The sequence below is a fragment of the Fictibacillus sp. KU28468 genome (genome assembly GCF_026153615.1).
Taxonomy (GTDB): domain Bacteria; phylum Bacillota; class Bacilli; order Bacillales; family Fictibacillaceae; genus Fictibacillus_C; species Fictibacillus_C marinisediminis.
In genome coordinates this window covers 2,223,079-2,234,528 of the sequence record NZ_CP110666.1, presented here as the reverse complement: position 1 = coordinate 2,234,528, position 11,450 = coordinate 2,223,079, and the positions used below count along the sequence as shown (strand labels likewise).

Here is an 11,450-nt window from a genome sequence, read left to right as displayed (position 1 = left end):
TCTTTTTTAGTAAACAAAAGGAGTGGCGGATACATGAGCAAAAGACGAATCGTTGTAAAAATCGGGAGCAGTTCCCTAACCAACAAGAAAGGCGGACTAAGTAAGAGTAAACTTACCGAACATGTGGAAGCAATCGTCCAATTAAGAAAACAGGGACATGAAGTTATCTTGATCTCTTCTGGCGCGGTGTCAGCGGGGTTTGCCGATTTAGGGTATCCCGCGCGTCCTGTAACAACAGCCGGGAAACAAGCCGCTGCAGCTGTGGGGCAAGGGTTATTAATTCAAGCTTATACTGAAATCTTTAAACAACATGGAATTGTTGCTGCCCAACTGCTGTTAACACGGAATGACTTTTATAAAAAAGAGCAGTACAGCAATGCCTATGCGACGTTATCCGAACTGTTAAAACGTTCCGTTCTTCCGATCATTAATGAGAATGATTCCGTTTCGATAGATGAATTGACCTTTGGAGATAATGATATGCTCTCCGCCCTTGTCAGCGGCCTCGTGCATGCAGATTTTTTGATGATATTGACGGATATCAATGGACTGTATGATCAAGATCCTCGAACGGTTCCAACAGCTCACCGGTATGATTTTCTTTCCGACATTACAGATGACCATATTCAGATGACAAACTTGGCGTCGGCATCAAAATTTGGTACAGGAGGTATGAAATCAAAACTCCTGGCCTCAAAAACCGCTCTCTCGCTGGGGGTAAACGTCTTTGTCGGTACAGGCTCCCATCAGGAAAAACTCCTTCATATTTTAGATGGCATGGGCGACGGAACATATATCGGCAATTCGCCTGCCACTCCATTAAAAACACAGAAACAATGGTTGGCTTTTCATTCACCGATCAGCGGAATCATTGAAATTGATGATGGAGCAGCAAAGGCTATTCTGTTCGACGGAAAAAGTTTGTTGCCAGCGGGAATTCGTGCTGTCAGTGGTGTGTTTTCAACCGGGGAAGTGGTAGAAATCATCAATTCCGCAAAAGAAGTCATCGGTAAAGGCCAGGTTCAGTATTCCTCTGAAGACTTACAAATCATTAAAGGATTAACGAGTCAAGAAGCGATGGAAAAGACCAAGAATACTCACCCTGAAGTAGTTCATCGCAACAGATGGCTGTCCATGATAAAGGAGAGAATCGTATGAATGAATTAATCACCAAAGCAAAAAAAGCAAAAAAAGCGGTCACTGAACTCATCACAAAAACGACTTCACAAAAAAACGAAGCGTTGCTGCGCATTGAGGGCCAGTTGATCCAAGAGATACCCTACATCTTGCGGGAAAATAATAGAGATATAGAGCATGCTCGAAACACTGGTGTTCATGAGTCCTTAATTGACCGACTGATGCTGAATGAGCAAAGAATAAAGGATATGTCAAAGGCACTGGTGCAGCTAGCGTCTTTACCCGATCCAACAGGAAACGTGCTAGAGAGATTTGAACGTCCCAATGGGCTCATTATTGAAAAGGTAGCTGTCCCGCTAGGAGCCATTGGGATGATTTATGAAGCAAGGCCCAATGTCACTGTAGATGCCGCCAGTCTGTGTTTAAAGACGGGAAACGTAGTCCTGCTTCGAGGAAGTTCTTCAGCTATCCATTCAAACAAAGCGTTAGTTTCTGTGATCCACCGTGCACTGGAACTTAGTGATCTCCCAGTAGATTCTGTTCAGTTAATCGAAGATACGAGCCGTGAGACAGCTGTAAAGCTGTTTAAAATGGACGACTATCTTGATGTTTTGATTCCGAGAGGCGGGAAGGCATTAATTCAGGCCGTCGTCGAAAACGCTTCTGTTCCTGTTTTAGAAACAGGTGCCGGAAACTGCCACGTTTATATCGATAAAAGTGCTGATAAGAAAATGGCGATTGACATCGTTCTTAACGCCAAAACCCAACGTCCGTCGGTTTGTAATTCTATAGAAACCGTGCTCGTTCATGAAACCTGGGCGAAAAAACATATGAAAGAGATGGTCGAAAACCTCATAGAGAGAGGGGTCGAGCTGCGAGTCGACCAGAACATTCATGAGCTCTTTCCAGCCATTGTATTAGCAACCGAGGAAGACTGGCAAACAGAGTACTTAGATCATATTTTAGCGATAAAAACCGTGTCTGGCACATCGGAGGCCATTGAACATATTACCCGCTATGGTTCTAAACATTCCGAAGCCATCATCACGGAAGCTGAAGATAACGTTCGTTCATTTTTTCAATTGGTAGATGCCGCCGCGCTTTATCATAACGCCTCAACCCGTTTCACCGATGGCCATGAATTCGGCTTTGGCGCTGAAATCGGCATCAGTACACAAAAGCTTCACGCTCGCGGGCCGATGGGCTTGCCCGCCTTAACCTCAAGCAAATATGTGATCAGAGGAAGCGGACAGATACGGGAATAGGAAGTGACGTTGTGAAACCGAGCAGCGGATATCCGCTGCTTTTGTTTGTTGTTATATACTTTTTGAAGGGTATAATAAGGAATACACTATAAGGAGGTACATGTATTTATGAATGTAATTAGACATACACTTGATAAGCTTCGGGATCCTACCAATATTCTCGAAGGGGATCGATACGAATTTATCATACATATAGAGGTTGAAGAAGACGATGAACTGTATATGGAAAATGGCGTATATATTAAACTGATTTATGCCGCTCTGCCTCAAGAGCCCCGAATTGTTCAATACCACTTATACGAAGACACAACAAACAATCCTCTTGATTTTGAATTAGAAGACGACGAAGTAGATGAGCTTAGAGAATTCTGCCGAAGCCAAGTGCAGTAAAACAATAAAAACATTAAAACAGTATCCATCAAAATTTATGGTTACTGTTTTTTCATTTAAGATTCATCTTCATTTAGCTGCTGTCATGATGCACTTCAATTCCACCAAACCCGGGGTTGCATCAGAAATTTTCGACTGAAATTATCTCGTACTTTGATATTATTGGTGATAGGATATAGTTTCCTGTTATTGAATGTAAGAAGAAAAAATTCTTAAATAGGTAAGGGGAATATTCATGATTCACTATCAAAAAAATGGTTTGAACGTTTTTCAAAGTGCGCTTTGGCAAACAACAAGTACAGTAGTAGAGGAAGATGAGTTTGTCCTTATTGTCGATCCTTCTTGGCTCCCCCATGAAATTAAAGCCATTCAGGAACACGTTGAGGAGCTTAATCGAAATAAAGAAGTATATCTTTTATTTACCCATGGAGATTTTGACCATATTATTGGTTACTCAGCGTTCTTAAATGCTAAGGTCATTGCAAGCGAAGGTGTGAGTAGTCATCCTGCTAAAGATTATAAACTTGGTCTTATAAAGGATTTTGATCGTAAATATTACATAGACAGGCCTTATCAGCCTAAATTTCCAGTTGTTGATATTGAGATCAACAAAGATGGCCAGCAGCTTGCATTAGGAAGCACAACGTTAACCTTTTATTTATCCCCTGGTCATACTCATGATGGAATATTTACAATCATTGAGCCTCAGGGGATTTGGATTGCCGGGGATTACCTTTCGGATTTTGAACTTCCTTTTGTATTTGATAGTGTAAAGGCTTATCAGTCAACACTACTAAAGGCAAATACAATATTGGATAAACATCATCCAAGTGTTTTGGTACCCGGCCATGGCAAAACAACTGAAAGTAAAGAAGAGATGAAGCAAAGAATTGAAGCATCCCAAACCTATCTTTCCCGGTTAATAGAGGCTGTTGAAAATGAAGATGAACAAACATTAAGCCAGTTAAGGCAGGAGATGCCGTATGAATCAAGTTTTACTTCAAGCTGCCACGAAGAAAATGTGCAGCAAGTGAAAAGGGAGTTTGCTAACGAATGGGGGAAGCAATGAGATTAAACATTATACATACGAACGACCTTCACAGTCATTTTGAAAATTCTCAAGAGCGGGAACGTTCACGTATCTGATAAAAAGCTAATTAAAATATGCCCATCCCCCCTAAATGCAACTTCATTTGAAGTCCATGGGAAACATATCCTAACCGCTTTAGAACTATCTTTGGATGCGCAGCACTGTTTGTCAGACTGAAGAGGCCCGGGATTCAGAGGTAAGTATACGGGGAGCTTGCATATTGCGGGTGCTAAAATCATTCATGATGGAAAAAGAGTTATTGATATATTAATTGGAGAAAAATCAATAGAGAAAGAAAAATGGTATACAGTGGCTACATCCGATTACCTTCATCGGGGTTCAGGGGATGAATCACTTGCTAACAACAGAAATCAAACGTTCCTGGCTGAAGAAATAAAAGACGTGATCCGAATTTATGCAAGTAAGAAAGAGTTTGTCGAAAGGGCTTCAGTTTCTAGATGGATTGATCAAGAAAATCATAGGTTGATGGTGTAGAAGTGGAATCCAGTCCATTAATACTGAAAATTCATTCAAAGTGTTCCGGAATATTCCTGGGATACTTTTTTAATGCGGCCTTGAAATAGTCATTTTATTGTATACTACGGGGAATAGTACAAGCTTATTTATATCTTTACATAATATTTTCGGGTTAAAAAAAGAAGATTTTATAAGTCCCAAAGCAAAAAATTAGAACCAGGCATTTACCTTGTCAATTAGTATGGAAATAATCAGAAAATTATAACATGATTTTATAAAAATGATTATCAGATTTTAAAACTGCTTATTACTCAATCGCGTTAACCTAAATATGTGAGGGGGGGCACAAGTGTCCGAGTTACTCATTATCGATAATGATAAACAAAGCCGCAAGGAAGTCTGCTCGTTAATTGAAGAAAGCAAATACAGCTTTCTATCGATCTATGAATCGAGCACGGCTAACCGGGGTATGCTGCTGCTGAAACAAAGTAAACCGAGTGCGCTGATGATTGATCTTTCTTTACCCGATATGGATGGTATGGCTTTTGGCAAAACAGCCCTTCAATTGTATCCAGATCTCCCCATCATTGTGATTACCCAGTTAAAGATGTTTGAACTTGTTCAGTCATCTATTAATTCCGGATTTTTAGGGTATTTGTTGAAACCGCTTTCTAAACATGAACTAATTGAAACGCTGGACAGGGTTTTAATCCCTGTTCTCGGCAAAAGTGTGAACCGTGTGATGAAAACGGGTGAAGATCATTTCACAGCAGATCTAAAAAATCCTATCGGCAGCGCCATCCAATATATGCAAATCTATTACGGTGAGCCGCTAACCTTAAAGAGCCTGGCGGACAAAGTTTACTTAAGCCCCTCGTATTTCAGCAAAATGTTTAAAGAAGATACTGGAATGACTTTTGTTGAATATCTGTCTTTTGTCAGAGTTCAAAAAGCAAAAGGACTATTGCGAATGTCTTCACTGCCCATCGAAGTCATCGCCAATAATTCTGGATTTGCTAATTCAGGATACTTTGCCACTACATTTAAAAAGCTGCTTGGTATTACACCGAGCGAATACCGTGAGCAATTTCATTTACAATCAGAGCCGGGATTAACAATATCAGCAGGAGGTGCATAAATGCTTCCCATTTATCTTGAAATGAAGCGCTGTGCTGAAAATGGCATCCGGGGTGTTCTCGGAACGATTATTCGTACTGAAGGGTCAACCTATCAAAAGGAAGGCAGCAAATGTTTTTGGGCAGAAGACGGAAAGCTGACAGGCTTATTGAGCGGAGGCTGTGTGGAAGGAGATTTGGCCGAACATGCCCGGGAAGTTCTGAATCACTTTTCCTGCAAAACGCTAGTTTATGATTTTCGAGACAAAGGCGATGATTTGTGGGGGCTTGGGCTTGGTTGCAACGGATCGATTGATATTTTTTTGGAACCGTTTGACCCTGTACACCTTCGAGAAAGCACAGAACGCAGCTTAGAAATCTATCAAAAAGCCGACATCTATGAAACAAGCTTGGCGACAATCGTCGAAGCAGAAACTCCATCACTTATAGGGAAAAAATGGATGGTCAAAAATAATAGTTCTGATCCCGTGAAATCAGGACTTCATTCTGTTACCTATGAAAAAGAAAAGGTCCTTGTGTTTACAGACACCATTACACCCACTCCCAGACTAACGCTATTCGGAGCAGGTCCGGATGCTGTTCCACTCGCAAATGGTGCAAAACAATTGAATTGGCACGTATCCGTAATTGATCATCGCCCGTCTTTTGTAAACAAACAGAATTTTCCTGAGGCTGATCAACTGCTTTGCATCCCTAAAGGAAAATGGCCAAAACTGGAGTTAGAAAGCCGTTCTTTTGTTGTTATCATGACCCATCATTTTGATCAGGACCTTCTGTTGCTTGAGCAAATTCTTGAAACAGATGTTCCCTATATTGGAGTGCTTGGACCCAACAAACGTACTTACCAGCTGATGGATAGGCTTGGAAGGGAATTTCATGAGGAATGTCTCTCACGGCTTTATAGTCCAATAGGGCTTGACATCGGATCACAGACTCCTGAAGAAATTGCACTCAGTATTCTTGCAGAAATGGTAATGGTCCATCGAGGGAAAGGGAGCGGAAAACCCCTTCATGTTATGAAAGAGACAAGCTTCACTAAGTACCTGCATAAGAAAGTGGGTGAACTGGCATTTTAACTGAAAAGAGGGAGACCTGGGCCATCATACTGGGAGCCGGCAAGTCTGAGCGTATGGGCACACCTAAAATGATGCTCCGCTATCAGGAAAAAACACTCATACGCCATGTGATCGATGCAGCACTCGACTCAGATGTAGATGATGTTGTGGTCGTTATTAACCCTGAAGTGGAAGGTTTGCTTGCCGAGGCTACGGCGGCGGGAGTGAATAAGATTTTTTTGAATAACCACTCAAACAAAGGATTATCATCTTCCGTAAAATCAGGGCTTTATGTTTTGCCTGCTGAGGTGGAAGCTGCCATTTTTCTCCTAGGGGATCAGCCTTTGGTATCTACACGAGAGATCAATCTTCTGCTGGAAGAGTTCCATGCTGACCATGAACATTTTATTTATCAATCATCTTATATAGGGAAAAGAGGACATCCTGTCTTGTTTCACCGGAGGATGTTTAACAGGCTGTTAGAAATAAAAGGTGACAAAGGCGGCCGAGATTTAGTGAAAAAATATACCGATCAAGTAAAGATTATTGAAATGGGGAAAAACTATCCGTTTGATATTGATACAATTGCCGATTACAAAAAGCTTTTAAGAAAGGAGGTCTCTTAAATGAACAAGGTTATTGGTAAAGCGATAACCAGGGTAGAAGACATGAGACTTTTAACCGGACAGGGCAAATATATCGATGACATCGGTACACCGGCCCAGACGTTTCAGGCCGCCATTCTAAGAAGCTCAAGTCCGCATGCGAAAATTGTCTCGATTGATACGACAGAGGCTGAAAGAATAGCCGGAGTAAAGGCGGTAATTACCGGAGAACAGGTGAAGGAGTATCTCGAACCATTTAGTGTAGGTGTCAGTGCTCCAGTTCATTATTATCCTATTGCCATCGACAAAGTCAGATATGTAGGAGAGCCTGTAGCGGTTGTGATTGCAAAAAGCCGTTACTTAGCGGAGGATGCGATGGAGCTCATTAAAGTGAAGTATGAATCCCTTCCGCCTGTCGTTGATATCGAAGGATCACTTGAGAAGGATGCACCGGTGCTTCATGAAAACGTGGGATCCAATATAGCCAATCACAGGACGTTTTATTACGGAAAAGTGGACCAGGCTTTTGAAGAAGCGGATACCATCATTAAACATAAATATCTTTTTCCTAAATATACCGCTACACCTGTGGAAACATACGGTATTATCGCTCATTATGAATCAAGTGAAAATCAATATACAGTTCACGCCAATTTTCACGGACCTTTTGTAATCCAGGCCATTATGGCTCAAGCGCTGAAAATTCCAAGCAATAAGCTAAGAATCATTGTTCCAAAGGATATTGGCGGAAGCTACGGAATAAAAGCGGGAACATTTCCATATATGGTTCTTCTGTCTGTAGCGAGCCGAATTGCCGGTTGTCCGGTAAAGTGGATTGAAGATCGGCAGGAGCATTTGTCGGCAAGCTCCAGCGGGACAGACAGGGTCACCTATATTGAAGCGGCGGTAAAGAATAACGGAAAGGTTACCGGCTTACGCATGAAGATGATTGACAATGTCGGTGCCTACATCCGGGCTCCGGAACCCGCCTGTTTGTATCGTACTCATGCCAATTCAACCGGTGCCTATGATATTCCGAATCTTCATATTGATGCGTACGCGATCATGACCAACAAGCTTCCCACAGGATTAATCAGAGGCTATGGAGGCCAGGAGCTGTATTTTCCTCTAGAGCGAATCATGCAGAAGGTTGCATTCGAGCTGAACTTGGATCCGGCGGATGTGATTCGCAGGAATCTTATCCAAAAGGAACAGTTTCCTTACAAGACAGCTTCGGGCGGCCTGTATGACAGCGGCGATTATATCAAGGGGTTCGAGCTTGCACTTGAGACCGGAAAATATGGGGAATTCCGCAAAAAACAGGAGGAAGCAAGAAAGAACGGAAAAATTTTCGGTGTCGGCCTTGCCTGTATCGTCGAGCCGTCGGGTTCCAACATGGGATATATCACGGTTGCCCTAACTCCTGAAGAAAGAGCAAAATCCCTGCCCAAATCAGGTTGTTCGGAGGCTGCTACTGTTTCAATGGATCCGATGGGAAGCGTTAATGTGAGGATCAGCACGACTCCGTCCGGGCAGGGGCATGAAACCGTTGCAGCACAAATTGTTTCAGAAGTTTTAAGCATCCCAACGGATAAAATCAAGGTTGTCGCGGAGCTGGATACATCCACAAGCGCATGGTCTATTGCATCCGGAAGCTATTCCAGCCGCTTTGCCTCATTAGGATCCAGTGCCGTCTTTTATGCGGCACACAAGGTGAAGGAAAAGTTGATCAAGATTGCTTCTCACCAGCTGAATGTAAATCCTGATGAACTCGAACTAAGGGATGGTGCTTTTTATGTAAAGGCAGATCCTGCAAAAAAATATGCATTGAAGAGGGCTGCAGGATCCGCGCACTGGAATCCGTTATCCCTTCCGGAGGGAATGGAGCCGGGAATCTATGAAACTTACTATTATTCTGTAAAAGCGGCAGAGCCTCCTGATGAAAATGACCTCATCAACTCATCTGTGACCTATGGATTTGTCGCCGATCTGGTAACGGTTGAGATTGACCCCGAGACAGGGGAGGTAAACATTCTGGACTATATAACAATCCATGATGCCGGAAAACTGCTCAATCCGCTCATCGTGGATGGACAGATATTTGGCGGACTCGCGCATGGCTTGGGTGGAGCGCTCTTTGAAGAGCTCGTGTATGACAATAAAGGGCAGCTGCTTACCGGTTCATTCATGGACTATTTGTGCCCGACCGCTCCTGAAATTCCAAATGTCACGATCAAGCATATTGAAACGCCATCACCTATGACTCCGCTCGGTGCAAAAGGACTTGGAGAAGGTAACACAATGAGCGCTCCAGTTGCTGTCGCCAATGCGGTAAGTGATGCCCTTTCTCCGTATAATGTGGCGATTGATACCCTGCCGCTCAGTCCAAATCGAATATGGACTCTGCTGAATCAAGCGAAAAAAAACAAACATAAAGAGGTGACCATCTGATGGAAGGCAAAGGAAAGCTAGTTTTAGATGCAGGAGTGGAAAGAGCTTATGAAGTGCTGCTCGATCCCAACGTTCTTGAAAAATGTATCATGGGCTGCAAAAAACTCGTCCTGGTGGAGGACAACAAATATGAGGCCGAGCTGTCCATTGGGATCGCGGCCATAAAAGGAAACTACTCCTCTACGATCGAAATCCTCGATTTGGAGGAGCCTAACCATTACAAGCTCGCTGTAAAGGGAGAAGGATCACCGGGAACTGTAGAAGCGGTCGGAATTGTAGACCTGACCCCGGAAAGTGAAAGCTCCACTCTATTAAACTACTCATACGAAGCTGAAGTAGGCGGAAAGGTAGCGATGGTAGGACAGCGGATGCTAGGTGGAGTAGCCAAGCTGGTCATACAGGACTTTTTCAAAAAACTGGGCAAGGAATTAAAACGAATTGAACAAAGCGCTTAAAGAAAGGGGCCGTGCTGATTATGAAACCCGCAAAATTTGATTACTACCGGCCTAAAGATGTCTCAGAAGCCCTTTCTCTGCTGGAATCCAGCGGTTTTGACGGCAAGATTATTGCGGGGGGACAGAGTCTCGTTCCCATCATGAACATGAGGCTGGCTACCCCTGAGTGTTTAATCGACATTAATGGCTTGCATGATTTAAATTTTATCGATAGCGATGATCATACATTAAAAATCGGGACGATGACACGTCAGAGTACGGTGGAAACCTCCGAACTCGTGAAAAAGAAATGCGGATTGGTAACGGAAGCAGTTGCCCATATTGGCCACCTTCAAACGAGAAACCGGGGAACGATTGGCGGGAGCATCGTCCATGCAGACCCTAGTGCTGAGCTTCCCCTTGTTTTGATGGCGCTCAATGGAACACTTCACATTTCTTCAGAAGAAGAAACGAGAAGCGTGAATGCGGAGGACTTCTTTCTTACGTTTCTAACGACAGACATGATGCCAAATGAAATGCTGACCGAAATTCATCTGCCCATATGGAAGGGACGAGTCGGCTCTTCCTTTCAGGAAGTCGCGAGGCGCCATGGTGATTTTGCGCTCGTAGCAGCCGCCTGTCAGCTTGAGCTTGACGCTCATGACAGAATTTCAGATATCCGGCTTGCGCTCGGCGGGGTAGAGGCTATTCCGCTCTTAATTGAGGATGCAAAAGAACTTCTTGCTGGTGAAAAGGTTACAGACCAAGCTGTGCAAAAAATCGCCGAGCTTGTGGCCAAGAGTGTGGAGCCCGAGTCCGATCTGCATGCCTCGGCAGCATACCGTACACAATTAGCCAAGGTTTTGACGACACGAGTTTTATATCAAGCATACGAGAGAGCAAAGGGGTGAGCAGCATGTCCTTAACCGAAGTAAATGTAACGATCAACGGCAAGTCGTATTCAGAGTGGGTTGAACCAAGAATGCTGTTGAGTGATTTCATACGTGAATCGTGCGGACTAACTGGAACCCATGTAGGCTGCGAGCACGGTGTTTGCGGGGCCTGTACGGTCAGCTTGGACGGGTCGGCGGTAAGGTCGTGCTTAATCTTTGCGGTGCAGGCGGATAATCGCGAAATTAAAACGGTCGAAGGTCTAGCCAGCAGTGGAGAAATGACAACGCTTCAAAAAAATTTCGTGGAATGCCATGGTCTGCAATGTGGTTTTTGCACCGCTGGCATCTTAATGTCCATCACTGATTTTTTGGAAAAGAACCCGCAGCCTTCGGTTAAAGAAATCAAAGAAACCCTGTCAGGACATCTGTGCCGGTGCACAGGATATGACGGAATTGTGAAGGCTGTAGAGAAAACGGTTCAAGACAACAATAAAGAAGTCTTGCAAAGGAGTTGAAT

General features: G+C 43.5%; 12 protein-coding genes. All 12 read left to right on the top strand.

What is annotated here, in order from left to right:
* Positions 1–33 precede the first annotated feature (33 nt).
* Positions 34–1,158: a glutamate 5-kinase gene (gene proB, locus OKX00_RS11580; protein WP_265407463.1), complete on the top strand. Its 1,125-nt coding sequence runs from the start codon at positions 34–36 to the stop codon at positions 1,156–1,158.
* On the top strand, positions 1,155–2,402 hold the full coding sequence (locus tag OKX00_RS11575; protein WP_265407462.1) for a glutamate-5-semialdehyde dehydrogenase: 1,248 nt from the start codon (positions 1,155–1,157) through the stop codon (positions 2,400–2,402). Before proB ends, OKX00_RS11575 begins: the two co-directional genes overlap by 4 nt.
* A gap of 108 nt (positions 2,403–2,510) precedes the next feature.
* A complete protein-coding gene (locus OKX00_RS11570; RefSeq protein WP_256226976.1) occupies positions 2,511–2,792 on the top strand; it encodes a DUF6509 family protein in 282 nt (93 codons plus the stop codon).
* Between the two features lie 235 nt (positions 2,793–3,027).
* Positions 3,028–3,861, top strand: coding sequence for an MBL fold metallo-hydrolase (locus OKX00_RS11565; protein WP_265407461.1), 834 nt, complete (start codon positions 3,028–3,030; stop codon positions 3,859–3,861).
* Positions 3,862–4,095: 234 nt separating this feature from the next.
* Positions 4,096–4,377, top strand: a complete 282-nt coding sequence (locus OKX00_RS11560) for a hypothetical protein (RefSeq protein ID WP_265407460.1) — start codon at positions 4,096–4,098, stop codon at positions 4,375–4,377.
* Positions 4,378–4,708: 331 nt separating this feature from the next.
* The gene (locus tag OKX00_RS11555; RefSeq protein WP_265407459.1) at positions 4,709–5,497 is read left to right on the top strand and encodes a response regulator transcription factor; all 789 of its coding nucleotides are present in this window, start codon (positions 4,709–4,711) and stop codon (positions 5,495–5,497) included.
* The gene (locus tag OKX00_RS11550) at positions 5,498–6,571 is read left to right on the top strand and encodes an XdhC family protein (protein ID WP_265407458.1); all 1,074 of its coding nucleotides are present in this window, start codon (positions 5,498–5,500) and stop codon (positions 6,569–6,571) included.
* Between the two features lie 53 nt (positions 6,572–6,624).
* On the top strand, positions 6,625–7,176 hold the full coding sequence (locus OKX00_RS11545) for a nucleotidyltransferase family protein (RefSeq protein ID WP_265407457.1): 552 nt from the start codon (positions 6,625–6,627) through the stop codon (positions 7,174–7,176).
* Positions 7,177–9,606, top strand: coding sequence for a xanthine dehydrogenase family protein molybdopterin-binding subunit (locus OKX00_RS11540; protein WP_265407456.1), 2,430 nt, complete (start codon positions 7,177–7,179; stop codon positions 9,604–9,606). It begins immediately after the preceding gene.
* The gene (locus tag OKX00_RS11535) at positions 9,606–10,061 is read left to right on the top strand and encodes an SRPBCC family protein (protein WP_062232281.1); all 456 of its coding nucleotides are present in this window, start codon (positions 9,606–9,608) and stop codon (positions 10,059–10,061) included. The genes OKX00_RS11540 and OKX00_RS11535 overlap by 1 nt, the downstream gene beginning before the upstream one ends.
* Positions 10,062–10,081: 20 nt before the next feature.
* On the top strand, positions 10,082–10,951 hold the full coding sequence (locus OKX00_RS11530) for an FAD binding domain-containing protein (RefSeq protein WP_062232283.1): 870 nt from the start codon (positions 10,082–10,084) through the stop codon (positions 10,949–10,951).
* Positions 10,952–10,956: 5 nt separating this feature from the next.
* Positions 10,957–11,448: a (2Fe-2S)-binding protein gene (locus OKX00_RS11525; RefSeq protein WP_053354198.1), complete on the top strand. Its 492-nt coding sequence runs from the start codon at positions 10,957–10,959 to the stop codon at positions 11,446–11,448.
* Positions 11,449–11,450: the final 2 nt, after the last annotated feature.

What these genes read in the sequence shown, in the direction of transcription:
- proB (WP_265407463.1), top strand. Translation starts at nt 34, where the DNA reads ATGAGCAAAAGACGAATCGTTGTAAAAATCGGGAGCAGTTCCCTAACC.
- OKX00_RS11575 (WP_265407462.1), top strand. Translation starts at nt 1,155, where the DNA reads ATGAATGAATTAATCACCAAAGCAAAAAAAGCAAAAAAAGCGGTCACT.
- OKX00_RS11570 (WP_256226976.1), top strand. Translation starts at nt 2,511, where the DNA reads ATGAATGTAATTAGACATACACTTGATAAGCTTCGGGATCCTACCAAT.
- OKX00_RS11565 (WP_265407461.1), top strand. Translation starts at nt 3,028, where the DNA reads ATGATTCACTATCAAAAAAATGGTTTGAACGTTTTTCAAAGTGCGCTT.
- OKX00_RS11550 (WP_265407458.1), top strand. Translation starts at nt 5,498, where the DNA reads ATGCTTCCCATTTATCTTGAAATGAAGCGCTGTGCTGAAAATGGCATC.
- OKX00_RS11545 (WP_265407457.1), top strand. Translation starts at nt 6,625, where the DNA reads ATGGGCACACCTAAAATGATGCTCCGCTATCAGGAAAAAACACTCATA.
- OKX00_RS11540 (WP_265407456.1), top strand. Translation starts at nt 7,177, where the DNA reads ATGAACAAGGTTATTGGTAAAGCGATAACCAGGGTAGAAGACATGAGA.
- OKX00_RS11535 (WP_062232281.1), top strand. Translation starts at nt 9,606, where the DNA reads ATGGAAGGCAAAGGAAAGCTAGTTTTAGATGCAGGAGTGGAAAGAGCT.
- OKX00_RS11530 (WP_062232283.1), top strand. Translation starts at nt 10,082, where the DNA reads ATGAAACCCGCAAAATTTGATTACTACCGGCCTAAAGATGTCTCAGAA.
- OKX00_RS11525 (WP_053354198.1), top strand. Translation starts at nt 10,957, where the DNA reads ATGTCCTTAACCGAAGTAAATGTAACGATCAACGGCAAGTCGTATTCA.